Here is a 24745-nt window from a genome sequence, read left to right as displayed (position 1 = left end):
GTAGAACAACATTCGGTGATCTCTGGCAAGCGGCTCCCCGGCGAAGCCTTATCAGGTATGGGAAACTTGCCCACTGTTCGTGGTGGTCTACAGGGGACGGACATGGTTTCGGAAGACAACCGGCTCATCGCCAGGCGCTACGAGTTAGTGCGCGAACTGGGCCGCGGGGGAATGGGCGTGGTCTGGGAAGGCCGGGACACGCTGCTCAACCGGCAGGTCGCCATCAAGGAAGTCGTGCTGCCCGACGGACTGTCGCCCGGCGACCAGGAACGCCAGCTCATGCGCACCGTCCGCGAGGCCCGCACCGCCGCCAAGCTCAACCACCCGTCCGTCGTGGCCATCTACGACGTCGTCGAGGAGGGCGGCCGCCCCTGGATCGTCATGGAGCTGCTGAGCCACCCCACGGTCGAGCAGGTCGTGCTCAGCACCGGCGCCCTGCCCGTGCGCGAGGCGGCCGACGTCGGCCGGCAGGTGTTGTCGGCGCTCAAGGCCGCCCACGCGGCCGGGATCCTGCACCGCGACGTCAAGCCCAGCAACATCCTCATCACGGACGACGGCCGCGCGGTGCTCACCGACTTCGGCATCGCCACCGTCGAGGGCGACGCGTCGCTCACCAGGACCGGCATGGTCACCGGCTCCCCGAGCTTCCTCGCCCCGGAACGTGTCCGCGCCGCGGAGGCCGGACCGGCCTCGGACCTGTGGTCGCTGGGCGCCACGCTGTACGCGTGCATGGTGGGGCGCTCGCCGTTCGAGCGGGGCGACCCCATGGCGACGCTCAACGCGCTGCTCAGCGAGGAGCCCGACTACCGGCGCATCCCGCCGATCATGCATCCGATCCTGCGCGGCCTGCTGCAGAAGGAGCCCGAGGAGCGGGTGGACGCCGAGGAAGCCGACCGGCTGCTCGCGGCCATCGCCGCGGCCAAGCCCGCCGCCGCCGACCGTGACGTGCCCAAGCGGAGCGGCGGGCGCGGGCGGGCGCTGCTCGCGGCCGGCGCGGCGGCGGCCGTCGTGATCGCCGGCGGCTCGGTCGCCTACTTCAAGTTCGCCACCCCCGCCGAGGGCGCGCCGCGCGCGACCGCCGTGCCCGCCGCGGCGACCAGCCCGCTCACGCCGAGCGCCAGCCAGACGCCGGAGCCGAGCGCCACCCGCACTCCGACGCCCAGCGTGACGCAGCCGGTCGTGCGGGCGTGGAAGTCGCGGGCCGGATGGTCGATCCTGCGGCCGGTCCGCTGGAGGGGCGCGCTCCAAGAGGCCTACACGGAATGGACGCGCCGGGACGGGAACGCCCATCTCGGGGTCGAGGCCGTCTACTCCAACCTCGACGTCAACGAGCTCCTGCGCACCCAGGAGGACACGGTCCGGCAGAACGCCGAAGGCGTGGTGACCCGTGGCCGGCGTACCGTCACGCACCAGGGCGTCAAGGCCGTGGAGTGGGAGTTCTCCTGGACGGCGGGCGCGGCGGGCGACACGCCGTGGGCCACCGCCGGCATCCGTTACCGGGAGGTACGCCGGGCGGTGTCGATCGGCGACACCGCGTACGTCGTGTCCTGGACGGTCGCCGAGAACCAGTGGCTGCGCAACAGGGCACTCATGCGACAGGTGATGAGCAGTTTTACGGTGGGGACATGACGACGCCCTGGAACCTGCTCGCGCTTCCTCCGCTCCCGGAGGAGCTGATGCGGCACCTGCTCGCCCCGCTGGGCGACCGGGTGGACGTCCGCGTGCCCGCGGCTCGCGACAGGGACGCGCTCCTGGCGGCGCTGCCTGAGGCGGAGATCGTGCTCGGCGACTGGACGAGCACCCTGGTCATGGACGCCGCGGCGGTCGCGGCGGCGCCCCGGCTGGCCTTCGTCCAGCAGCCGTCCGTGGGCGTGGACGGCCACGACCTCGACGCCCTGGCCGCGTCCGGGGTGCCGCTGGCCAACACGCCCGGTGTCAGCGCCGTCGCGGTCTCGGAATGGTGCCTGGCCGCCACGCTCTCGCTGTCGCGCAAGCTCGGCGCGGCCGACGCCGCCGTACGCGCGGGGGAGTGGCCGCAGCAGGGCCTCCAACCGTATGAGCTGCGTGGGCGCCGCGTCGGCATCGTCGGCTACGGCCCGATCGGCGTCTCCTGCGCCGAGATGTTCCGGGCGCTCGGCTGCCACGTCACGTTCTGGACCCGCACGCCCCGCGCGGACCCCGCCTTCGAAGACCTGGAGACGCTCGTCTCCGGCAGCGACGTCGTGGTGGTCGTCATCGCGCTGTCCGACGAGACCCGCGGCCTGATCGACCCGGCCCGCATGAAGCAGGGCGCCCTGCTCGTGAACGCGGCCAGAGGCGGCGTCGTCGACCAGCAGGCATTGGTCGCCTCGTTGCGTGACGGGCATCTCGGCGGCGCGGCGCTGGACGTGTTCGACGTCGAGCCGCTGCCCGCCGGCGACCCGCTGCGCGACCTGCCGAACGTCCTGCTCTCCCCGCACGTCGCCGGCGTCACCCCCGAGGCCACCGGCCGGCTGCTCACCGCCACCCTCGCCAACCTCACCGCCGCCCTCGAAGGCCGGGAGGTGGAAGCGGTGCTGAATGGCGTATCGCCCCTAGTGCGTAGGAAGTTTACGGAATCGTCTACCACATAGGCATTTCACCTGGCACGATGAACAGTTTTCGTGTCTTTAACGACCCCGGTCTGTTCGAGGTCGCGTACGAGAGATACCTTCTTACGGACGATCTCTACCGGCTCTAGGGGGTGCTTCGTGAACGAGCGTAGCGAGCGAACAAATCGAACGCAGTACGACCTCGTCGTCACGGCACCGACGAAGGAGTGGCCGTGACGACGACGATGTCGACACACCGGCGGGCAGTAGAGCAGATCCGGCACTCGTACGCGGAGATCCCGGGCGGCGCCGCGCCCCGGCTGGCCAAGTCGACGTCCAACCTGTTCAGGTTCCGCGACCCAGCGAAGACGGCCAAGCTCTCGGCCAGGGATCTCGACGAGGTCATCAGCGTCGACCCCGAGACCATGACGGCCGAGGTCCAGGGCATGACCACGTACGAGCACCTGGTCGACGCCACCCTGCCGCACGGCCTCATGCCGTACGTGGTGCCGCAGCTCAAGACCATCACGCTCGGCGGCGCCGTGACCGGGCTCGGCATCGAGTCCACCAGCTTCAGAGACGGGCTGCCGCACGAGTCGGTCGAGGAGCTCGAGATCCTCACCGGCGACGGGCGGATCGTCGTGGCCCGCGACGACAACGAGCACCGCGACCTCTTCCGCACCTTCCCCAACTCCTACGGCACGCTCGGCTACGCGCTGCGCATCAGGATCAAGCTGCGCAAGGTCCAGCCGTACGTGCACCTCACGCACGTCAAGTTCACCGACGCCGCCAAGTGCATGCTCGCCATGCAGGAGATCTGCGACAGCATGGTCCACGACGGCGAGCGCGTCGACTTCGTGGACGGGGTCTTCTTCAGCCCGGGCGAGATGTACCTCACGGTCGGGCGTTTCGCCGACCGTGCGCCCTACGTGTCCGACTACACCGGCATGCGCATCTACTACCAGTCGATCAGGCACCGCACCCGCGACTGGTTGTCCGTGCGCGACTACCTGTGGCGCTGGGACACCGACTGGTTCTGGTGCTCGCGCGCGTTCGGCGTGCAGCAGCCGGTGGTGCGCTCGCTCATGCCGCGCCGCTGGATGCGCTCCGACGTCTACCGTCGCCTGGTCGCCCTCGACCGCAAATACGGCGTGACCGCCCGCATCGACCGGTGGCGCAACCAGCCGGTCCAGGAATCGGTCATCCAGGACGTGGAGGTGCCGGTCGAGCGCGGGGCGGAGTTCCTGGAGTTCTTCCACGACAAGGTCGGCATGACGCCGGTGTGGATGTGCCCGCTGCGGGCAGCCTCCCGCTGGCCGCTCTATCCTCTCGAGCCCGGCAAGCTCTACGTCAACTTCGGCTTCTGGGGAATGGTGCCGCTGCCACGGGGGCAGTTCGACGGCTACTACAACCGGCTCATCGAGCGTGCGGTGCACGACCTCGACGGCCACAAGTCGCTCTACTCGACGTCCTTCTATGCCCGTGAGCAGTTCTGGCAGTTGTACAACGGCGACGGCTACTGGCCGGTCAAGCGGGAATACGACCCGAACGGGCGCCTGCTGGACCTGTACGACAAGTGTGTGCGGGGAAGGTGAGTGGATGGCTCTCGCAACCATCTTTGAGAAGATCGTCGGTGCGGACGCGAACATCGCGTTCCTGGCTTACGACGGAAGCAAGGCAGGGCCGGACGGGGCTGACGTCACCATTGAGGTGAAGTCCCCGATCGCGGTGGCCTACCTGGCCCAGGCCCCGGGGGAACTGGGCTTGGCCAGGGCGTACATCGCCGGTCACATGGACGTGCACGGCGACATGTACACGTTGCTCGACCGTATGTGGAACATCACGACCAATGACCTGACAGCATCTGAAAAGCTTGCCGCGGTCCGCTCGCTGGGCGTCAAGCCGCTCCTCATGCGGGTGCCGCCGCCCCCGCAGGAGATGCGGCAGAGCACTTTGGCCAAGCTCGGCTCCCGGCACGCCAAACAACGCGACGCCGAGGCCATTCACCACCACTACGACGTCTCCAACCGTTTCTATGAGTGGGTCCTGGGCCCGTCGATGGCCTACACCTGCGCCGTCTTCCCCGAGGAGGATTCGACGCTGGAGGAGGCCCAGTACACGAAATTCGACCTGGTGGCCCACAAGCTTGACCTCAAGCCCGGCATGCGGCTGCTGGACGTGGGCTGCGGCTGGGGCGGCATGGCCATGCACGCCGCCAAGCACTACGGCGTCAAGGTGCTCGGCGTGACGCTGAGCAAGCAGCAGGCGGAGTGGGGCCAGCAGGCCATCGCCGACGCGGGCCTGCAGGACCTGGCCGAAGTCCGCCACATGGACTACCGCGACGTCCGGGAGACCGGTTTCGACGCGGTCAGCTCCATCGGCCTCACCGAGCACATCGGCAAGGCGAACCTCCCGTCGTACTTCGCCTTCCTGTACGGCAAGCTGAAGGCCGGCGGCCGCCTCCTGAACCACTGCATCACGAGGCCGACCGGCAAGGAGAAGACGTTCAACAAGGGCGGCTTCATCAACAAATACGTCTTCCCTGACGGCGAGCTGGAGTCGGTGGGCCACCTCATCAGGGAGATGGAGGATCTGGGCTTCGAGATCCGCCACGAGGAGAACCTCCGGGAGCACTACGCGAAGACCCTGCGGCACTGGTGCGACAACCTGGACGCCAACTGGGAGGACGCGGTCCAGGAGGTCGGCATGGGCACGGCCCGCGTGTGGGCCCTGTACATGGCCGGCTGCATCGTCGGCTTCGAGCGCAACAAGGTCCAGCTCCACCAGGTGCTGGGCGTGAAACTGGACGAGCAGGGCCGCTCCGGCGTCCCCCTCCGCCCGTCCGTCAACTGGCCCTAGTGCCGCTCGGTGTGAGAGGGCTCGCCGGCCCTCTCACACCGGCCCGCTAGGCGACGTCCAGCACCGCCTTGCCGGCGATCCGCCGGTCGAGCAGCGCCTGCGCGGCCTCGGTGACGCGCTCCCACGAGGCGCGCCAGTCCACTTCCGGCGACAGTTTGCCGGCCGCGACGAACCCGAGCAGGGTGGCCAGGTCAGGGCCGCGACCCGCGCCGCTTCACCCGTTCAGTCCAGGAAATGGTCATGACCCTGCTCAGCGCCACCTCGGCGGGGACGGGAGAACTTCCGCCCAGGCGGCGGGCTCGCTGATCGAGCGCGGCTGACCGGTGCGCGCCTGGCGCGGGCACCGCCCCGAAACCGGACGGCCCGGAGAGGCGCGTCGGCGCGCCTATGTGTTGCTGGTGGGGATTACTTCTTGTCCTTGGCCGGGGCGGCATGTTTGCCGCGGCTCGCCTGGTGCTCGTTGGCGCTGGAGCCTTCTTTGGGCTCGTCCGGCGTGTCCTTGGGGGTGTGGGGCTTTTCGTGCCGGCCCACGCGACCTCCTCTTGCCTGGCTTGGTTGCTTAACGTTGCCACAAGATTACCGTCAGTGCGTGCCGATGGCGAATCGGTCGCACGGACGTGCTCACGCCTCGCGCACCAGAGCTTCGAGCGTGCCCGTGAGGGCGTCCCAGGACTGCTCGGCGTCCGGCGTGCGGCCGTGCGGCGACCGGAACCAGGCCACGAACTCGGCCACGTCGTCGAGAGCCCATCGCAGCCGGTAAAGCTCCAGGGAGGCCGGATCCGGGGTGCGGCCCGCGGCGTCGGCGTACCTGGCGAGGTCGGAGGGGTCCTTGGCGACGAGCCACAGGTCGCGCTCGGGGACGGCCATGCCGACCGTGTCCCAGTCCACGAGCAGCAACCGCCCGTCTCTCCTCCGCAACAGGTTGCCGGGGTGGGGCTCGCCGTGCGTGACGACGGGCTCGCCGCCCTTCTCGGCCATCCGGTCGAGCTCCTCCAGGCGGCGGCGCAGCGTCGGGGCGTGCTCGGCGATCAGGCCCCGCGCCGGCTCGGCGTACGGGCCGCCCAGCCACGAGCGATTCGTCTCCCTGAGGGCGTCCTCCAGCCGGCTCCGCCCCGCCAGCTCGACCGGCCGGGCGGGGGTCGAGAGCGGCGGCGGCGTCCGGTGCAGCTCGGCCAGCAGGTCGATGAGCAGGCCGCGTTCCTCGGGCGACTGCTCGTCGCCGAAGTCGCCGGGGGTGCCGTCCTCGAACGGGAACACGCTCATGGCGTAGCGGTGGTGGTCGAGCTGCCGCAGCGTGGTGCCGTCGCCGGCACGCAGCGGTGCGACGACGAAGTCGAGCCGTGCCTGCTCGCGCAGGGCTGCCGCCGTCTCCATGGCGTGCACGAGCCCGTCGTACGATCTGCGCCGCACGTCCACGACGGTGACGAACCACCGCCCGTCGGCGACCCAGTGATAGTCCCCGAACCCCACCGGCGCGTAGTCGAGCGCGACGGCGTCGATGCCCCACTCGCGCAGCGCGGGCCGCAACAGCCCTTCGTCCAACCCTTCTGGCCGATCTCGCATGCCGATCACGCTATAGGCCCGGGCTGTCCGCCTTCATCCCCATTACCAGCCCCATGCCGGCGACGACGCCCTCTGCCCCCGGAGATCGCCATGATCGCCAGTCCAGACACGCGGAAGGCGCGGACAGACCCGCCCGCGCCTTCCGAAGGACCGGTTACCGGAGCTCGCGCTTGAGGATCTTGCCCGTGGCCGTCATCGGCAGGCTGTCGCGGAACTCGATGATCCGCGGGTACTTGTAGGCGGCCATGTTCTCCTTGGCCCAGGCGATCAGCTCGTCCTCGGTGATCGTGACGCCCGGCGTGCGGATCACGTACGCCTTGACCTCCTCGCCGAGTGACTCGTGCGCGACCCCCACCACGGCGGCCAGCGACACGGCCTCGTGGGTCGTCAGGACCTCTTCGAGCTCGCGCGGGTAGACGTTGAACCCGCCGCGGATGATCATGTCCTTGGCCCGGTCGATGATGGAGTAGTAGCCGTCCGCGTCCCGCGTCGCGATGTCGCCGGTGCGGAACCAGCCGTCCTTCATGACCTCCGCCGTCGCCTCCTGACGGCCGTAGTAGCCCTTCATGATGTTGTGCCCGCGGATGGCGATCTCGCCGGGGCCCTCGCCCTCCACGGTCTTCCAGTCGCCGTCGATCAGCTTCATCTCCACGCCCCAGATCGGGGTGCCGACCGTACCCGGCTTGGTCGGCCGGCCGGGCTGGTTGAAGCTGGCCACCGGCGAGGTCTCCGACAGCCCGTACCCCTCAAGGATGCCGATGCCGAACGTCGTCTCGAAGTCCTTGAGCACCTCCACCGGCGACGACGCGCCGCCCGCGACCGCCACGCGCAGCGACCGGGGCACCTCCGCTCCCTCGGCGTGGATCTTGGTGAGCATGCTCCAGTACATGGTGGGCACCCCGGCGAAGAAGGTCACGTTCTCCTTGACCATGATCGCCAGCGCCTCGCCCGGGTCGAAGCGCGGCATCAGCACGACGGTGGCGCCGCGCAGGAAGCCGGTGTTCATGACGACGGTCTGGCCGAAGGAGTGGAACAGCGGCAGCACGGCCAGGTACGTGTCGCCGTCCTCCCCGCCGGACGGGAACATCTTGTCGCTGACCATGGCGTTCATCAGCATGTTCTGATGGCTGAGCTCGGCGCCCTTGGGCTGGCCGGTGGTGCCTGAGGTGTAGAGGATCACCGCGGTGTCGTCGGGCGCCGTCTGCACGGTCTCGAACGTGTTCGCCGTCCCGCCCAGCGCCGCCCAGATCGACTCGCCGTATTCGGACTCGGTCGCGAGCGGCGTCGCGGGCAGCACGAAGAAGTGCTCGCATCCCGCCGCGGCCTCGAACCCGCTCTTGCCACGCTCGCCCAGCGGCAGCTCGGGCGTGCCCTCGAAGCAGAACAGCGCCTTGGCGTCACTGTCGTCGAGATGGTAGGCGATCTCGCGCGACTGGAGCAGCACGTTCAGCGGCACCACCGTCGCGCCGGCCTTCAGGATGCCGAAATAGACGAACGGGAAGTACGGCAGGTTCGGGCAGGCCAGCGCGACCTTGTCGCCCTTCTGAATCCCGCGCGCCACCAGCAGGTTCGCGACCTGGTTGGCGATCGTGTCGATCATCGAGTACGGCAGTCGCATGTCGCCGAAGACGATGGCCGTGCCGTCCGGATTGTTCCTGGCGCTGTCCTCCAGGACGATCGACAGGTTGAGCATGACGCCTTCCTCCCTCTTCAGCCGCCTTCGGCGCCATCTAACCAGCGACCTCATACCGACTGGTAGGTAACAGAGGTTACAACTGCATATGGACGCGCCCGGTCGCCTGGAGTAAGCAAGGGGTCATGGAGTACGACTACGTGATCGTCGGCGCCGGTTCCGCGGGTTGCGTGCTGGCCAACAGGCTCTCTGTGGACCCAAACGTCTCGGTCGCGCTGGTCGAGGCGGGCGGCCAGGACGACAAGCTGGAGATCCGCATGCCCGCGGGCTTCGCCAAGCTGTTCAAGACCGAATACGACTGGAACTACACGACGGCCAAGCAGGGCGAGATGTCCGGCCGGGAGCTCTACTGGCCGCGCGGCCGGGTCATCGGCGGCTCCTCTTCGCTCAACGCCCAGATGTGGGTGCGCGGCTGCCAGCTGGACTACGACCAGTGGGGCATCCCCGGCTGGTCGTACGACGACGTCCTGCCGTACTTCACCAAGGCCGAGCACCGCGTCGGCAGCAACCAGGGCAACGTCTACGGCACCTCCGGCCCGCTGTACATCTCGGAGCTGCGCAGCCCCAACGTCACCACCGCGGCCTTCCTCAAAGCCTGTGAGGAGCTCGGCTTCGAGCGGCTGGGCGAACTCAACGGGCGCTCCAACGAGGGCTACAGCCCCACCCCCGTCACCCAGAACCGCGGCCGCAGGTGGAGCGCCGCCGACGCGTACCTGCGTCCGGCGGCCGGGCGGCCGAACCTCACGGTGATCACGGGGACGACCGTCGACCGGGTGTTGTTCGACGGCCGGCGTGCGATCGGCATCCAGCACGGCGGCGGCGCCCAGGTCAAGGCCAGGCGCGAGGTCATCCTGTCCGCGGGCGCGATCGGCTCGCCGTACCTGCTCATGCGCTCCGGCGTGGGCGCGGCGAGCGAGTTGCGGGACGCCGGGGTCGAGGTCGTGCACGACCTGCCCGAGGTCGGCAAGAACCTGCAGGACCACCTCGCGAGCGGCGTCTACATCGAGTGCAGGCAACCGGTCACGCTGACCAAGGCCGAGTCCATCGGCAACCTGCTGCGGTACATCGTGCTGCGCTCCGGCATGCTCACCTCCAACGTGGGGGAGGCGGTCGCGTTCATCAGGACCTCGGCCGAGGAGCCCGCGCCCGACGTCGAGTTGATCTTCGCCCCGGTGCCCTTCAAGGACCACGGCCTCACCCCGCCGACCGGTCACGGGATCACCGTCGGCGTCGTGCTGCTGCAGCCGGAGAGCCGCGGCAGGATCGGGCTGAACGGCAGGGACGTGGTGATCGACCCCGCCTACCTGAGCGAGGAGGCCGACGTCAAGCGGCTGGTCGCGGGCCTGAAGACGGCCAAGCAGGTGTTCGCCACCACCGCGATGAAGCCGTACGCGGGCGGGCCGATGGCACCGTACTGGGGTCCGGAGAGCGATGAGGAGCTCGCCCAGTGGGTACGCGAGCGCGGCGAGACCCTCTACCACCCGGTCGGCACGTGCCGCATGGGCGCCGACGACGCCTCGGTCGTTGACCCCTCCCTGCGGGTGCGCGGGGTCGAGGGGCTGCGCGTGGTGGACGTGTCGATCATGCCGACGCTGAACCGCGGCCACACCCATGCCCCCGCTATCATGATCGGCGAAAAGGGGGCCGATCTGATCCATTCCTCTTGACGTAAGTGACCACTTGCAGAAGGCTTGTCTGGTATGACGCTGTCCGCAGACCTGGACCTGTCGCAGATCCCGTTCTGGGGGTTGCCGCAGTCCGAGCGTATGGAGGCCTTCCGCAGGCTGAGGCAGATGGACCGCCCGGTCTTCATGCGGGAGCAGATCGTGCCGTTCATCGGCGGCGGGCCGGGTTTCTACGCCCTCGTCCGCCACGCCGACGTGATCGAGGCCAGCAGGAATGCGGCCGTGTTCAGCAGCGAGCCGTGCTCCAACAGCATCCCCGACATGCCACGCTGGCTGAGCGTGTACTTCGGCTCGATGATCAACATGGACGACCCGCGGCACGCTCGGTTACGTCGGATCGTGTCGAGGGCGTTCACGCCGCGCATCCTGGCGAAGATGGAGGAGGACCTCGCCCGGGCCGCCGCGGAGATCGTGGATCGGGCGATCGAGGAAGGGCCGCGCGACTTCGTCGCCCAAGTGGCCGCGAAGCTCCCCGTGCGGGTCATCTGCGACATGATGGGGATCCCGGCGGAAGCTCATGACATGGTGCTGCAGCAGACCAACGTCATCCTGGGCAACTCCGACCCCGAGTACACCGGCGTCGCCCCCGACCTCACCCGCCGCAACGTCGCCAAGGGCCTGGCCAAGCTGCTGCGCGCCGGATACACGCTCAACCGGCTGGCCGCCCGCCTGGGCGACGAGCGGCGCAAGCGGCCCACGGGCGACCTGGTCAGCCTGCTGGTCAACGGCGAGGAGAGGCTCACCCCGCAACAACTGGGGTCGTTCTTCATCCTCCTCGTGGTGGCGGGCAGCGAGACCACCCGCAACGCGATCGCGTACGGGCTCAAGCTCTTCACCGACCATCCCGACCAGCGCGCGTTCCTGCTCGGGAATTTCGAAGGGCTCATCGGCACCGCGTGCGACGAGGTCATCCGATATGCCACGCCGGTGATTCAGTTCCGCCGCACGCTGACGCAGGACTACGAGATGAACGGCACCTCGTACCGGAAGGGCGACAAGGTGCTGCTCTTCTACAACTCCGCCAACCGCGACGAGGCGGTCTTCTCGGACCCGGACACGTTCGACATCACCCGCGACCCCAACCCGCACGTCGGGTTCGGCGGGCCCGGGCCGCACTACTGCCTGGGCGCGCACCTGGCGCGCAGGGAGATGACCGTGATGTTCCGCGAGCTGTTCACTCGGTTGCCCCGCCTCAGGTCCATCGGCGAACCCGACTTCCTGCTGTCCAACTTCATCAACGGCGTCAAACACCTGCGTTACACCTTCTGACCGCCTCTGTGATCGATTCTCGCCGCTGACCCCGGACATCACGGCGGTCATGTCCACCACCACGAGCACGATCGTCATGGAGGCGAGAGCGAGCACCCATCCCCGTCGGATGCGCGTCTCCTCGTGATGAGGGGACCCCTTGAATAGTGGTACTCCCGGGACTGACCGAATGCTAGGTTTCGCAGTCATGGAGATCAGGACTATCCACGCCAATGGGGTGGAGTTCGCGTATCTAACCGTCGGTGAAGGGCCGCTCGCGCTGTGCCTGCACGGCTTTCCCGACACCGCGCACACGTGGCGCCACCTGATGCCGGCGCTGGCCGAGCGCGGTTACCGCGCGGTCGCGCCGTTCATGCGCGGTTACGCGCCCACCGAGGTCCCGGCCGACGGCGCGTACGAGGACGCCGCGCTGGTCGCCGACGTCCGTGCCCTGCACGAGGAGCTCGGCGGTGACGCCGACGCGGTCATCATCGGGCACGACTGGGGCGCCTTCCCCGTCTACCCCCTGGCCGGCCGCTTCCGCCGCGCGGTCACGCTCGCGGTGCCGCCGCCCGGATCGCTGGCCGGCACGTTCCTCGACTACGAACAGCTCAAGCGCTCGTTCTACATCTTCCTCTTCCAGACCGCCCTGGCGGAGACGGCCGCCGCGGGCCCGGGCTTCCTCGAGAACCTGTGGCGCGACTGGTCCCCGGGATACGACGCGAGCGAGGACCTGGAGTTCGTACGGCGCAGCATCGGCGCGCCCGCCAACCTGAGCGCGGCCCTCGGCTACTACCGGGCCATGCTGGGCACCACGCCGCGGTCCGGCCGCTACCCCGCCGTCGAGCCCGGGGTGACGGGGCCCGTCCTCTACCTGCACGGCGCCAAGGACGGCTGCCTGGGCGCCGACCTGGTCAAGGACGTGCTCAGCCACCTTCCGGCAGGCTCGCGGGCCGAGCTGGTGGGGGACGTCGGTCACTTCCTCCACCTCGAACGGCCCGCCGAGGTCAACCGCCTGATCCTGGACTGGCTCGGCCCCGCCTCCTGAGCATCATCCGCGGCCCTTGCGCAGGACCGCGATCACCGGGTGCCGGCCCGACAGGCTCACCCGGATCGCCTCCTCCACGGCGAACCCGTGCGGGATCCCGTCGTGGACCAGCGCCACGGCCAGCCCGTCGGCGGCCAGGACCCGCCGCACCTCACGCCACAGCAGGCCGAGGTCCCGGGCGAGCAGCCCCCTCGGCGGCACCTGGCGTCCCCAGGGCGGGTTCACCAGCACCCGATCGGCGCTGCCGTCGGGCGCCGGGATCCGCCCCCCATCCGCCAGGACCCACCCGAACGCCGCCCCGTCGCCCTGGGATGGTGACGCGCTCGCCGCACGCCGCCCGTCCCGGGCCGAAGGATCAGAGGCGTCCAGGGCGGCGCGTGCGTTGGCGGCGGCGGCCGCGAGCGCGGCCGGGTCGTGATCGAAGCCCAGCAGCCGCACCTGCGGCGCGAGAGCGTGGGCCTCGATGAGCGTGGTGCCCGCGCCACAGCACGGGTCGAGCACCGTGCCGGCGCCCTCCAGCCGCGCCAGCTCCGCCATGGCGGCCGCTACCGGCGGATGGAGCGTGCCCCGGATGGACGCCGTCTTGTACGGCCTGCGGTGCAGCGGCCGGTGGGCCGGCCGCAGCGCGATGACCGCCTGCTCGCCCTCGATCGTGACCCGCCACGACATCGCGTCCGACGGCGGCCGCCCTCCCGCCGCCCTGGAGTGGTACCGCACCCGCAGCGACCGCGCCAGCTCGCCCCCGACCGCGTCCTCGATCTCGAACCTCGTGTAATTGCGCCGCCCGACGAACGACGCCGACACCTCCAGCCCGCCACCGCCCGCGCCCGGCCGCCCGCCGCCCAGACGCGCCAGCCGGACCGCGTCCACGCCCCGCGCCGCCTCCGCCAGCCGGGCGAGCGCCGAGCGGCGCGGGCCGATCCCGTCCACCACCGCGCCGGCCAGCAGGACATCGTCCGCCGTACGCAGTCCCATGGATGCCGTACGCAATCCCAGGAGCCCGGCTTCGTCCGTGGCCTCGAACCACACCTCTCGATGCCGCACCCCGCGCACCACGCCCAGCCGGGAACGCCGAATCTCCGTGGCCACCAGGGGCTCGATGCCGTGCACCGCCCTGGCCACGGCAAAAGTATGCACGTGTCCTTCTCCCACGTCGCGACCTCGGGACGGCGGTCGCTCAGCCGTCCCGCATCGCCGGCGGTGGGATGTCCGCGAACCGCCGACGGGATCGCTAACGCAGGTAGAAGAAGGTCATGGAGATCACCTTAGGGCCGGGCCGCCACGGGCTGCCACGGGTTTTCCACCCTACGTACGGCGTACGTCATAACCATTGACGTAAGTAGCCACTTTTCCGAATGATGGCCCTATGAGCGTCCTCGACTTCGACCTGTCGGACCGTGACTTCTGGGCCAGGCCCATGGAGCAGCGCGGGGAGGCCTTCGACCGACTGCGATCCCGCGCGACCCCCGCGTTCTTCGAGGAGATGGACATCGGCTTCGCCCCCAAGGGGCCGGGTTACTACGCGCTGGTCAAGCACGCCGACATCCTGGAGGCCAGCCGCAATCCGGAGATCTTCTGCTCGGGCGACGGCGGCGCCACGGGCATCCCGGACATGCCGGCGGAGTTCGCCGAGTACTTCGGCTCGATGATCAACATGGACGACCCGCGGCACGCCAGGCTCCGCAGGATCGTCTCCCGCGCGTTCACCCCCAAGATGATCAAGCAGTTCGAGTCGGACGTCGAGGCGGCGGCCGTCGGCATCGTGGACGACCTCCTCGCCAAGGGGCCCGGTTGCGACTTCGTGACGGAGGTGGCCGCCCGCCTGCCCCTGAAGATCATCTGCGACATGATGGGCATCCCGGAGCGCGACTACAAGTTCGTCTTCGACCGCTCGAACACGATCCTCGGCGGCTTCGACGCCGAATACGGCGGCGCCGACGTCAGCGAGATCGCCACCCGCCTGCTCAACGCCGGCATGGAGCTGCAGCAGCTGGTGCAGGACCTGGCCGCGCACCGTGCCGACCACCCCACCGACGACCTGACGTCGTCCCTGGTCAACGCCAACATCGACGGCGAGCGGCTGTCGATGCAGGAGCTCGGGTCGTTCTTCATCCTGCTGGTCGTGGCCGGCAACGAGACCACGAGGAACGCCATCTCGTACGGCCTGCGCCTGCTCACCAAGAACCCCGACCAGCGCGCGCTCTGGCTGCGGGACCTCGACGGGCATGCCCCCGGGGCCGTGGAGGAGATTGTCCGCCTCGCGTCCCCGGTGAACTTCATGCGCCGCAAGGTCACCAGGGACTTCGAGATGAACGGCAACCTCTACCGCAAGGGCGAGAAGGCGGTGCTGTTCTACTGGGCCGCGAACCGGGACGAGTCCGTGTTCGACAACCCGTACCGCTTCGACATCACCCGCACCCCCAACCCGCACGTCGGGTTCGGCGGACCGGGCCCGCACTTCTGCCTCGGCTCGCACCTGGCCCGGCGAGAGATCACGATGATGTTCCGCGAGCTGCTGCGCCGGATCCCGCACATCGAGGCGGGCAAGCCGGACCGGCTGCACTCCATGTTCATCAACGGCATCAAGCACATGGAGTGCACGTTCTAGCGGCTAGCCCTGCGTGGAGAGCCTGAGCTGGTTCATCACCGTGCGGATGTCGGGCAGGAGCTGCTTGCTGTCCGACGGGATCGACATGTAGACGATCGCCGGGACGCTGCCGCCCGTGTTGATCGCCATCGTGACGATCGTGGCCTTCTCGGTCTCCGACGTCAGCGAGTACGCGATGAGCCGGCCCGTCTGGTCGCCCACCTTGATCGACTGCTGGGCGATCTTGCGGACCTTGTTGTCCGCCGGGAAGAAACGTTTGCGGGCGGTCAGCACCACCTGCTTGATGACCGGCTCCAGGTTGTCCTGCTCGTAATACGAGGCCAGCTTCGGCATGAGCGGGCCCGACATGATCTGGGCGTACCGTTCGGGCGCGACCTGGACGTACTGGCGGGTGTCGAAGCCGTAGGTGGCCTTGACCGTGGCACGCTGGTCGAGCTGCCACTTGCCGCCGAGACGGGGGACGGAGATCCCCGCGGCGGCGTCCGGCACCCTGCCGAGGACGGGAGAGGCCTTGCCGGGATATGCGGGCAGCTTGCCGATCGTCGTCGAGGACTTGGTGGCGCTCGGCTTCGCCGCGGCCGTGGGCTGGCCGGAGGTGACGGCGGAGCTGGGCTCCTCGCCGGCCAGCGGGCCCGCGAGGAACGCCCACAACAGCGCGATGACCAGGGCCACCGCCACCGAACCGCCGAGCGCGTAGATCCAGACCGGCCTGCCCTCGTCCTCGTCGTCCAGGGACTCCTGATCGCCCATGGCCTGGTAGTTCTCGCCGAAGACGGTGTTCCAGAGCTCCTGCTGGCGCTCGGGCGGAGGGGTGCGGGAGCCGCTGATCTGGCCCGCCGTCACGAACCGGTGCTCCGGGTCGGAGGGGTCACGGCTCAGGTTCGAGCCCGGGCGGGGGCCCTGAGGCTGGTTGCCGTCCTCGGTGGGGGGCGTGCCTATCTGGGTGGAGTCCATAGGGGTGGAGGGGACCGCGCGTTCGTTGAGCAGGTTCTCGGGATGCTGGGCGTACATGGCCGTACGTTCGTCGGCGGGGTGGGGCTGGGGCGGTGGGCCGTGGGGTGCGGACGGCGCGTCGTGCGGCGGGAGTCCGGCCGAGGCGGCCTGGTCGTACGCTGCCGCGCGCTGGTCCGGCGCCTCGGTTCCCTGGCCGCGCTCGCCCTGCGGCCAGGGGGCCGGGGCGGACAGGTTGGACCAGGCGCCGGGGGCCGGGGTCGGCGGCTGGGCCCACGCGGGCACCGGATCCGGCACGGGAGGCTGCGCGCCGCCAGAGTCGATCAAGGCATCGGCACGGGGGCCGGTCTGGGCATCGGCACGCGGGGCGGACGGCCCGGCGGCACCCTGCGGCGCGGCCTCGGGCCACGACGTCGGCACGTCCTGCGGCTCCGGCCAGGACATCGGCACGTCCTGCGGCTCCGGCCAGGACATCGGCACGTCCTGGCGCGGCGGCTCCGGCCAGTCGGCGTCCTTCCGCGGCGCCTCGGGCCAGCCGGCGTCCTGACGGGGTGGCTCGGGCCAGGACGGGCCGGTGTCCTGGCGAGGGGCGTCACGACGGGGCTCGGCGCGCGGCGGCTCGGGCCAGGCGCCGTCCTGGCGCGGCGGTTCCGGCCAGGCGGGGCTCTGGTGCGCGGCCGGTCTCGGGGCCTCCGGCCACGACATGGGCACCTCGGAGGCCGGGGAGCCGGACCGGGAGGAAGGGCCCTCGGCCGCGGACGAGCCGGGCCATGGGGAAGCTGGCGACTCCGGCCAGGGCAGGTGAGGTCCGGAATTATCCGTTGCCATTGCTGCCGGCCCTCCCGAAGTTGTGTCCGGATCAACCCTTATATCCGGATTTGACGTACCAGGCATGATCTCATGGGATTTTCCAGGAGATGCAGGTGGTTCCGCAGGGAAACGAGCGAAGCCATAAGGATCGGTGGGCGGATCCTGCATGGGCAGGGCCTCCTCCGGTCGATCAGGCTCAGCTCGGTACACCACGGTGACAAGGGTATTCTTGAGGGACGAATGAGGTCACAACGGATACATCACCATCAGGTCTCGCCGGACCTGAAGGACCCATTGTGCCCTCGCACCTCGATCGAGTGCCTGCATTCATCCGAAGAGGTGCGCTAGGCTTGACACATGCGTTCCGCGACCCTGCTTCTTAGCGGGCCGCGACGGCCCTGAGATCTCGCCGTCGCGGCTACCCCTCGTTGTCTGTACGGGGGGTTTTCTTATGGGTCCGAGTCAAGCCAGAAGGACATTAGCCGTGAGTGAGTACGACCCGCAGGCTCTGCAGGCCAAGTGGCTGCAGCGCTGGGAGGAGCAGGAGCCCTACCGGGCAAGCGAAGACCCCGCCGACCCCCGCGAGCGGCGCTACATGCTCGACATGTTCCCCTACCCGTCGGGCGACCTGCACATGGGCCACGGTGAGGTGTTCGCCATCGGCGACGTCGTCGCGCGCTACTGGATGCAGAAGGGCTACAACGTCCTGCACCCGATCGGCTGGGACTCCTTCGGCCTGCCCGCGGAAAACGCAGCGATCAAGCGCAACGCCCACCCGGCCGAGTGGACCTACGCCAACATCGAGACGCAGGCCCATTCGTTCAGGCGCTACGGGATCGCCTTCGACTGGTCGCGCCGCCTGCACACGAGCGACCCCGACTACTACCGCTGGAACCAGTGGCTGTTCAACCGCTTCTTCGAGCGCGGCCTGGCCTACCGCAAGGGCGGACTGGTCAACTGGTGCCCCAACGACCAGACGGTGCTGGCCAACGAGCAGGTCGTGGCCGGCAAGTGCGAGCGTTGCGGCGCCGACGTCATCCGCCGCGAGCTGACGCAGTGGTACTTCAAGATCACTGACTACGCGCAGCGGCTGCTGGACGACATGGACCTGCTGGACGGCTGGCCGGAGCGGCTGCTGACCATGCAGCGCAACTGGATCGGCCGCTCCGAGGGCGCCGACGTGCTGTTCGAGATCGAGGGGCGCGAGGAGCCGGTCCACGTCTACACGACGCGCCCCGACACGTTGTTCGGGGCCACGTTCTTCGTCGTCGCCGCGGACGCCGCGCTGGCCGAAGAGATCGTCACCGACGAGCAGCGGGAGGCGTTCGAGGCCTACCGCGCCGAGGTCGCCCGGCTGAGCGACATCGAGCGGCTGGCCACCGACAAGGAGAAGACCGGCGTCTTCCTGGGCCGCTACGCGATCAACCCGGTCAACGGCGAGCGCATCCCGGTCTGGGCGGCCGACTACGTGCTGTCCGACTACGGCCACGGCGCCATCATGGCCGTGCCCGCCCACGACCAGCGCGACCTGGACTTCGCCCTGAAGTTCGATCTGCCGGTGAAGGTCGTCGTGCACACCGGCCTGGCCGATCCCGGTGAGACGGGCGAGGCCACGCCCGGCGAGGGCACGCTGGTCAACTCGGGGCCGCTGGACGGGCTGAGCAAGACCGAGGCCATCCGCAAGATCATCGAGGTCTTGGAGCGCGACGGCAAGGGCACCGGCGCGATCAACTTCCGGCTGCGCGACTGGCTGCTGTCCCGGCAGCGCTACTGGGGCACGCCGATCCCGATCATCCACTGCCCCGACTGCGGTGAGGTCCCCGTACCGGACGAGCAGCTGCCCGTCACGCTGCCCGACCTGCGCGGCGAGGCGCTGTCGCCCAAGGGCGTGTCCCCGCTGGCCAGTGCTACCGACTGGGTCAACGTCGAGTGCCCCAAGTGCGGCGGGCGCGCCCAGCGCGACACCGACACGATGGACACGTTCGTCGACTCGTCCTGGTATTTTCTGCGCTACTGCTCCCCGGGCTACACCGACGGCCCGTTCGACCCCGAGCAGGTGCGCAAGTGGGGTCCGATCAACCAATACGTGGGCGGCATCGAGCACGCGGTGCTGCACCTGCTGTACTCGCGCTTCTTCACCAAGGTCCTGTTCGACATGGGCATGGTGGACTTCAGCGAGCCGTTCGAGCGCATGCTGAACCAGGGGCAGGTGATCAACGGCGGCAAGGCCATGTCGAAGTCCCTGGGCAACGGCGTGGACCTGGGCCAGCAGATCGACGCGTTCGGCGTCGACGCCGTGCGGTTCACCATGGTGTTCGCCGGGCCGCCCGAGGACGACATCGACTGGGCGGACGTCTCGCCGCTGGGCTCGCAGAAGTTCCTGGCCAGGGCGCTGCGGGTGATGTCGGAGGTGACCAGCGAGCCCGGCGTGCCGGTCGAGGGCGGCGACGTCGAGCTGCGCAAGGTCACGCACCGCACGATCGACGAGGTCACCAAGCAGGTCGAGGCCTACAAGTTCAACGTGGCCGTCGCGCGGATGATGGAGCTGACCACGGCCACGCGCCGGGCCATCGACGCGGGCCCCGGCCCCGGCGACCCCGCCGTCCGCGAGGCCGCCGAGACGCTGGCGATCATGCTGTCGCTGGTGGCTCCCTACACCGCCGAGGAGGGCTGGGAGCGGCTGGGCCGCACCGGCCCGGTCGCCTTCGGCGGCTGGCCGAGCGCCGACCCCGCGCTGCTGGTGCGGGAGTCGGTCACCTGCGTGGTGCAGGTGGCGGGCAAGGTACGCGACCGCCTGGAGGTGTCGCCGGACATCTCCGAGGACGAGCTGCGGGAGCTGGCCCTGGCCTCGGAGAAGGTGTCCGCTTACCTGACGGGCATGCCCCGCAAGGTGATCGTCCGGGCGCCCAAGCTGGTCAACATCGTCCCGTAACACCCGCGGAGCCGGCACTGCGCCGGCTCCGCTCGGTTTCAGAGGGCGCGCAAGGCCGGGAGCAGCTCCTTCTCCGCCCAGTCGAAGAAGGGCTGCTGCTGGTCGTGCCCGATCTGGACCAGCGCCACGTGCGTGTAGCCCGCGTCGGCGAACTTCCGCACGCCCTGCACGACCGCGTCCACGTCGTTGCCGCACGGCACGGTCTCGGCCACGTCCTCGGGCCGTACCGCGCTGGCCGCGGCGGCGAAGTTGACCGGCCCGGGCAGCTCGGCCATGACCTTCCAGCCGCCGGCCGCCGCCCAGCGCCACAATTGGTGAGCGCGCTGCCTGGCGGCCTCCGGGTCGGTGTCGTAGGCGAGCGAAAGCTGGCCGTAGACCGGCTTGCCCTGGCCGCCCGCCGCGTTGAACTGCTGGACGACGTCCGGCATCGGCTCGTTGACGACCAGCACGTCGCCGTACGCGGCGGCGATCTCCGCCGACTGCCCGCCCGAGGCGGCGATGCCGATCGGCACGGGCTCCTCCGGAAGGTCGTAGAGCTTGGCCGAGTCCACGTCGAAGAACTCGCCTTGGTACGTCACGTATCCGCCGCCGAAGAGCTCCTTGATGATCTCGATGGCCTCGGCGAACATCCGGTGCCTGGTGTCGACGGGCGGCCACCCCTCGCCGATGACGTGCTCGTTCAGGTTCTCGCCCGAGCCGAGGCCGAGCGTGAACCTGCCCTGGCTCAGCACGCCCATCGTGGCGGCCTTCTGCGCCACCACGGCCGGGTGATACCGCATGATGGGGCAGGTCACGTACGTCATGAGCGGGATCCGCTCGGTGACCTGGGCTGCCGCGCCGAGCACCGACCAGCAGTAGGGCGAGTGCCCCATCTCCTCGAGCCACGGGAAGTAGTGGTCGGAGATGACCGCGTAGTCGAAGCCGATCCGCTCGGCGGTCGCCGCGTAGTCGACGAGCTCGCGGGCCGGCGTCTGTTCGGACATCAACGTGTAGCCGATTTGTACCATGCGTCCGCGCCTACCCGGGGCTGTCTGGATTAGTGACGGCGGGCCGGAGATCATCGATGGCCGAGCTCCTCCAGCACCAACCCCAGGCCGATGCCCGGCAGCCAGATGTCCTTGGAGATGGCGAGCTCGGACGGGCGCAGGCTCCCCTCGCGGCGCATGCCTGGTGTCTTGAGATACAGGCCGAGCAGCCCGCCCGCGAACCCGGTCAGCGCGGCTCCGGCCGGCAACGACGGCACGAACGGCAGCAGCAGGGCGGTGCCGAGCGCGATCTCTGCCCGCGACAGCAGCCTGGTGAAGTCCGCCGGGTCCATGCGGCCGAGGAACGGGTACGTGCCCGTGGCCATGCCGTGCAGGCCGGCGGCGGCGTCGTCGGCGGCGCTGGTCTTGTCCTCCTTCCCCCACATTTCCGGCACAGCCCGTTCTTGACCGTTCGCATGACTCGCCAGGTCCGCCAGGAGGAGAATTCATGGGCTGGCCTTGGTGTCGGGCATTAGGGTTCAGCTGTGACGAACGGCGCATACCTGAGATATCCGCATCTGTACGGTGACCTGGTCACCTTCGTTGCCGACGACGATGTCTGGCTGGCTCCGCTGGCGGGAGGAAGAGCCTGGCGTTTCACCGCGGACCGGGTGCCCGTGTCGGGGCCGCGGTTCTCGCCCGACGGCAGCCGCATCGCGTGGACCGGCGGCAGAGAGGGCGCTCCCGAGGTGTTCGCGGCCGAGATCGACGGGCCTGAGGGAGAGCGGCTCACCTACTGGGGCAGCGCGACCACCGCGGTGCGCGGCTGGACCGATGACGGAAACGTGCTGGCGATCAGCTCGACCGGGCAGAGCTCTCGCGTCAGGACCTGGGCCAACGCGGTGCCGCTCGACGGGGGACCCGCGGTGCGGCTCCCGTACGGATGGGTCAGCGACGTCGCCGTCAGCGACGGGCGGGTCGCCACCGTGTCGCCGATGTGGCGCGAGCCGTCGATGTGGAAGCGCTACCGGGGCGGCACCGCGGGCAAGCTCTGGGTGGACGCCGACGGAAGCGGGGAGTTCGCCAGGTTGTTCGCCGACAGCACGGCGCAATACTGGTCCGTCAGCTGGGTGGGGGACCGGATCGTCTTCCTGGCCGACATCGACGGGGTCGGAAACGTCTACTCCGCCCTGCCTGACGGCTCCGACCTGCGCAAGCACAGCTCCCATGAGGAGTTCTACGCGCGTCACGCCACCAGCGACGGGCAGCGGGTGATCTACAGCCACGCTGGGGACCTGTGGCTGCTGGAGAGCCTGGACGCGGAGCCGTACCGGCTGGACGTCCGGCTTGGAGGGCCGCGGCCGGGGCGGGCCACGCGGCCGGCGCCCCTGCGGGTCGGCTCGTACGCGCCCGACGCCACCGGGCGGGCCAGCGTGGTCGAGATCCGTGGCACCGCGCACTGGGTGCCCCATCGCGACGGTCCCGCGGGCGCGCTGCGTGTCCAGCCCGGCGTTCGCGTACGGCTGCCGCGCGTCCTCGACGGCGACGGCCGCGCCATCTGGGTGTCGGACGCCGGCGGCGAGGACGGGCTGGAGATCGGCACGCCCGGCGGCGAGATCCGCACGCTGGCCGCCGGGCAGCTCGGGCGGGTGCTGGAGCTGGAGGCCGCGCCCGACGGCAAGCACGCGGCCGTCGCCACGCACGACGGGCGGCTGCTGGTCGTCGACCTCGAGTCCGGCGCCATCCGGGAGCTCGACCGCACCACGCAGGGGGACGTCAGCGGGCTGACGTTCTCGCCCGACTCGAGCTGGCTGGCCTGGGAGCACCCGCATGACCGGCCGCTGTCGCAGATCAGGATGGGACGGGTGGACGGCACGTCGGTGATCGACGTGACGCCGGTGCGGTTCGCCGACTACGACCCGGTGTTCACCAAGGACGGCAAGTATCTGGCGTTCCTGTCGGCGCGGACGTTCGACCCCGTGTACGACACGCACGTCTTCGACATGTCCTTCCTCTACGCCTGCCGGCCGTACATCGTGCCGTTGCGGGCCGACACGCCCTCGCCGTTCGACCCGTCGCTGTTGGGCCGCGGGTTCAACGGCGAGGACGACAAGCCGCACAAGGACGATAAACAGGACGACGCGCCACCGCGGACCGACGTGGATCCGGACGGGCTCTCCGCGCGCGTGGTGCCCGTGCCGGTGCCCGCCGGGCGGTACGGCAACCTGCGCACCGCCAAGGACGCCCTGCTCTGGCTGCGTTACCCGATCAGCGGTCAGGTCGGGGACGGCAGCGAGCCGGCGAACGAGACGGTGCTGGAACGCTACGACCTGAAGAAGCGGGCCAAGAGCGAGCTGGCGAAGGAGGTGCGCTCGTTCCAGGTCACCGGCGACGGCTCCAGGCTGGTCACCAACGGCAAGAACGGCCTGCAGACCCGCGCCGCCGGCGAAAGCGACGAGACCGTCACCATCGACCTGGACCGGATCACCGTCCAGATCGACCCGGTCGCCGAGTGGCGCCAGGGCTTCCAGGAGGCCGGGCGGCTCATGCGCGACCACTTCTGGCGCGAGGACATGGGCGGGGTCGACTGGCAGGGAGTCCTCGACCGGTACGCGGCGTTCGTCGAGCGCATCGGCGCCCACTCCGAGCTGATCGACCTGCTCTGGGAGGCACAGGGCGAGCTGGGCACCTCCCACGCCTACGCCGCCGCCCCCAACGGCGGCGCCGACCCCCGACGCCGCCAGGGACTGCTCGGCGCCGACCTGACCAGGGACGCCGACGGTGTGTGGCGGGTCGAACGCATCCTGCCCGGGGAGTCCTCCGACCACGCCGCCCGCTCGCCCCTGCTCGCCCCCGGCGTCGCCGTCCGTCCGGGCGACGCGATCATCGCGGTGGGCGGACGTCCGGTCGATCCCGTACGCGGACCGCTCGCGCTCCTGGCGGGCACCGCCAACCAGCCCATCGAGCTCACCGTGCGGCCTGCCGCCGGCGGCGACCCGCGCCGCGTCGTGGTCAGCCCGATCGCGGACGAGACGCAGCTGCGGTACCACGACTGGGTGGAGAGCCGGCGATCGATGGTGCGGGAGGCGTCGGACGGGCGGCTCGGGTACCTGCACGTGCCGGACATGGTGGGGACCGGGTGGGCGCAGTTCCACCGCGACCTGCGTACCGAGATGGCCTTCGACGGGCTGATCGTGGACATGCGGGAGAACAGCGGCGGGCACCTGTCGGAGCTGGTCCTGGAGAAGTTGTCCCGAAAGGTCACCGGGTGGGCGCGGGCCCGCGGGTACGAGCCCATGCGGTATCCGAAGGACTCACCCCGGGGGCCGATCGTGACGATCGCCGACGAGTTCGCGGGCTCGGACGGGGACATCGTGAGCGCGGGGATCAAGAACCGCGGCCTCGGGCCGCTGGTGGGAACGCGGACGTGGGGCGGGGTGATCGGGATCGACTCCCGGTACAACCTCGTCGACGGGACCCGGGTCACCCAGCCCCGGTACTCGTTCTGGCTCGACGGGCCGGGGTGGGGAGTGGAGAATTACGGGGTGGATCCGGACATCGAGGTGGTGATCACGCCGCAGGATCGGGTGGCGGGGCGGGATCCGCAGCTGGAGAAGGCGATCGAGCTCGCGCTCGCCGCCCTGGCCGAAAACCCGCCCGCCACCCCACCCGACCTGCCACCCCTGCCCTGACGCCCTGGGGCGGCGCGCCGCGACGGCCCGGAGCGCCGCCCGCGCCGCCCGAGCCGCCCACGCCGCCTGCGATGCGATGCCCGCGCCGCCTGCGCCGCGACGCGGCGGCGCATCGCGATGG

Annotated in this window: 17 protein-coding genes; 10 read left to right on the top strand and 7 right to left on the bottom strand. The window is 69.9% G+C overall.

Features of this window, described 5'->3' with window-relative positions:
• Positions 1 to 102 precede the first annotated feature (102 nt).
• The 4 genes from EDD27_RS55850 (at position 103) to EDD27_RS30080 (ending at position 5429) form a co-directional block, all read left to right on the top strand.
• Positions 103 to 1629 (top strand): serine/threonine-protein kinase, encoded by a 1527-nt coding sequence (locus EDD27_RS55850; RefSeq protein ID WP_206641722.1) that lies wholly within the window; start codon positions 103 to 105, stop codon positions 1627 to 1629.
• Positions 1626 to 2612, top strand: coding sequence for an NAD(P)-dependent oxidoreductase (locus tag EDD27_RS30090; RefSeq protein ID WP_127935374.1), 987 nt, complete (start codon positions 1626 to 1628; stop codon positions 2610 to 2612). Before EDD27_RS55850 ends, EDD27_RS30090 begins: the two co-directional genes overlap by 4 nt.
• A 203-nt stretch (positions 2613 to 2815) precedes the next feature.
• On the top strand, positions 2816 to 4165 hold the full coding sequence (locus tag EDD27_RS30085; RefSeq protein WP_127941056.1) for an FAD-binding oxidoreductase: 1350 nt from the start codon (positions 2816 to 2818) through the stop codon (positions 4163 to 4165).
• Between the two features lie 4 nt (positions 4166 to 4169).
• Positions 4170 to 5429, top strand: a complete 1260-nt coding sequence (locus EDD27_RS30080; protein ID WP_127935373.1) for a class I SAM-dependent methyltransferase — start codon at positions 4170 to 4172, stop codon at positions 5427 to 5429.
• A 405-nt stretch (positions 5430 to 5834) separates the two neighbouring features.
• On the opposite strand, the gene EDD27_RS57955 is transcribed toward EDD27_RS30080, so the two are convergent.
• From EDD27_RS57955 to EDD27_RS30065, 3 genes are all read right to left on the bottom strand, one after another.
• A complete protein-coding gene (locus EDD27_RS57955; protein ID WP_277750762.1) occupies positions 5835 to 5960 on the bottom strand; it encodes a hypothetical protein in 126 nt (41 codons plus the stop codon).
• Positions 5961 to 6050: 90 nt separating this feature from the next.
• Entirely contained in the window at positions 6051 to 6992 is a 942-nt protein-coding gene (locus EDD27_RS30070) for a phosphotransferase (protein WP_206641721.1), read from the bottom strand.
• Positions 6993 to 7146: 154 nt separating this feature from the next.
• Positions 7147 to 8685 carry a long-chain-fatty-acid--CoA ligase gene (locus EDD27_RS30065; RefSeq protein WP_127935372.1) on the bottom strand — a complete coding sequence of 513 codons (1539 nt, stop codon included), beginning with the start codon at positions 8683 to 8685 and terminating at the stop codon, positions 7147 to 7149.
• 125 nt (positions 8686 to 8810) lie between these two features.
• On the opposite strand from EDD27_RS30065, the gene EDD27_RS30060 reads away from it, so the two are divergent.
• The 3 genes from EDD27_RS30060 to EDD27_RS30050 all read left to right on the top strand — a co-directional run bounded on the left by EDD27_RS30060 (position 8811) and on the right by EDD27_RS30050 (position 12666).
• Positions 8811 to 10352: a GMC family oxidoreductase gene (locus EDD27_RS30060; RefSeq protein ID WP_127935371.1), complete on the top strand. Its 1542-nt coding sequence runs from the start codon at positions 8811 to 8813 to the stop codon at positions 10350 to 10352.
• Positions 10353 to 10385: 33 nt separating this feature from the next.
• Positions 10386 to 11639 carry a cytochrome P450 gene (locus tag EDD27_RS30055; RefSeq protein WP_127935370.1) on the top strand — a complete coding sequence of 418 codons (1254 nt, stop codon included), beginning with the start codon at positions 10386 to 10388 and terminating at the stop codon, positions 11637 to 11639.
• Positions 11640 to 11826: 187 nt separating this feature from the next.
• Positions 11827 to 12666 carry an alpha/beta fold hydrolase gene (locus EDD27_RS30050; protein WP_127935369.1) on the top strand — a complete coding sequence of 280 codons (840 nt, stop codon included), beginning with the start codon at positions 11827 to 11829 and terminating at the stop codon, positions 12664 to 12666.
• 3 nt (positions 12667 to 12669) lie between these two features.
• Here the strand turns inward: EDD27_RS30050 and EDD27_RS30045 are convergent, their stop codons facing one another.
• Entirely contained in the window at positions 12670 to 13803 is a 1134-nt protein-coding gene (locus EDD27_RS30045) for a TRM11 family SAM-dependent methyltransferase (protein ID WP_127935368.1), read from the bottom strand.
• Positions 13804 to 14032: 229 nt separating this feature from the next.
• Here EDD27_RS30045 and EDD27_RS30040 point away from each other — a divergent pair, with 229 nt between their 5' ends.
• On the top strand, positions 14033 to 15274 hold the full coding sequence (locus EDD27_RS30040) for a cytochrome P450 (protein WP_127935367.1): 1242 nt from the start codon (positions 14033 to 14035) through the stop codon (positions 15272 to 15274).
• A 3-nt stretch (positions 15275 to 15277) separates the two neighbouring features.
• Here EDD27_RS30040 and EDD27_RS30035 read toward each other — a convergent pair whose 3' ends face one another.
• On the bottom strand, positions 15278 to 16930 hold the full coding sequence (locus EDD27_RS30035) for a hypothetical protein (protein ID WP_127935366.1): 1653 nt from the start codon (positions 16928 to 16930) through the stop codon (positions 15278 to 15280).
• A 556-nt stretch (positions 16931 to 17486) separates the two neighbouring features.
• Here EDD27_RS30035 and leuS point away from each other — a divergent pair.
• The gene (gene leuS, locus EDD27_RS30030) at positions 17487 to 19967 is read left to right on the top strand and encodes a leucine--tRNA ligase (RefSeq protein ID WP_127935365.1); all 2481 of its coding nucleotides are present in this window, start codon (positions 17487 to 17489) and stop codon (positions 19965 to 19967) included.
• A 38-nt stretch (positions 19968 to 20005) separates the two neighbouring features.
• Here leuS and EDD27_RS30025 read toward each other — a convergent pair whose 3' ends face one another.
• Positions 20006 to 20974 carry a TIGR03557 family F420-dependent LLM class oxidoreductase gene (locus EDD27_RS30025; protein ID WP_127935364.1) on the bottom strand — a complete coding sequence of 323 codons (969 nt, stop codon included), beginning with the start codon at positions 20972 to 20974 and terminating at the stop codon, positions 20006 to 20008.
• Between the two features lie 50 nt (positions 20975 to 21024).
• Complete coding sequence (locus EDD27_RS30020) at positions 21025 to 21378, bottom strand: hypothetical protein (RefSeq protein ID WP_206642224.1); 354 nt, start codon at positions 21376 to 21378, stop codon at positions 21025 to 21027.
• A gap of 99 nt (positions 21379 to 21477) precedes the next feature.
• On the opposite strand from EDD27_RS30020, the gene EDD27_RS30015 reads away from it, so the two are divergent.
• Positions 21478 to 24624 carry a S41 family peptidase gene (locus EDD27_RS30015; protein WP_127935363.1) on the top strand — a complete coding sequence of 1049 codons (3147 nt, stop codon included), beginning with the start codon at positions 21478 to 21480 and terminating at the stop codon, positions 24622 to 24624.
• Positions 24625 to 24745: the final 121 nt, after the last annotated feature.

The organism is Nonomuraea polychroma, from assembly GCF_004011505.1.
Lineage (GTDB): Bacteria > Actinomycetota > Actinomycetes > Streptosporangiales > Streptosporangiaceae > Nonomuraea > Nonomuraea polychroma.
Note: the sequence above shows the minus strand (reverse complement) of the source record. Positions and strands in the feature narration are given on the sequence as shown.

Bases quoted from the DNA above. Each gene is read 5' to 3' on its own strand.
- EDD27_RS30070 (WP_206641721.1), bottom strand. From the start codon at position 6,992: ATGCGAGATCGGCCAGAAGGGTTGGACGAAGGGCTGTTGCGGCCCGCG.
- EDD27_RS30060 (WP_127935371.1), top strand. From the start codon at position 8,811: ATGGAGTACGACTACGTGATCGTCGGCGCCGGTTCCGCGGGTTGCGTG.
- EDD27_RS30055 (WP_127935370.1), top strand. From the start codon at position 10,386: ATGACGCTGTCCGCAGACCTGGACCTGTCGCAGATCCCGTTCTGGGGG.
- EDD27_RS30090 (WP_127935374.1), top strand. From the start codon at position 1,626: ATGACGACGCCCTGGAACCTGCTCGCGCTTCCTCCGCTCCCGGAGGAG.
- EDD27_RS30085 (WP_127941056.1), top strand. From the start codon at position 2,816: ATGTCGACACACCGGCGGGCAGTAGAGCAGATCCGGCACTCGTACGCG.
- EDD27_RS30025 (WP_127935364.1), bottom strand. From the start codon at position 20,974: ATGGTACAAATCGGCTACACGTTGATGTCCGAACAGACGCCGGCCCGC.
- leuS (WP_127935365.1), top strand. From the start codon at position 17,487: ATGGGTCCGAGTCAAGCCAGAAGGACATTAGCCGTGAGTGAGTACGAC.
- EDD27_RS30065 (WP_127935372.1), bottom strand. From the start codon at position 8,685: ATGCTCAACCTGTCGATCGTCCTGGAGGACAGCGCCAGGAACAATCCG.
- EDD27_RS30020 (WP_206642224.1), bottom strand. From the start codon at position 21,378: ATGTGGGGGAAGGAGGACAAGACCAGCGCCGCCGACGACGCCGCCGCC.
- EDD27_RS30040 (WP_127935367.1), top strand. From the start codon at position 14,033: ATGAGCGTCCTCGACTTCGACCTGTCGGACCGTGACTTCTGGGCCAGG.
- EDD27_RS30080 (WP_127935373.1), top strand. From the start codon at position 4,170: ATGGCTCTCGCAACCATCTTTGAGAAGATCGTCGGTGCGGACGCGAAC.
- EDD27_RS30035 (WP_127935366.1), bottom strand. From the start codon at position 16,930: ATGTCGTGGCCGGAGGCCCCGAGACCGGCCGCGCACCAGAGCCCCGCC.
- EDD27_RS55850 (WP_206641722.1), top strand. From the start codon at position 103: ATGGTTTCGGAAGACAACCGGCTCATCGCCAGGCGCTACGAGTTAGTG.
- EDD27_RS30050 (WP_127935369.1), top strand. From the start codon at position 11,827: ATGGAGATCAGGACTATCCACGCCAATGGGGTGGAGTTCGCGTATCTA.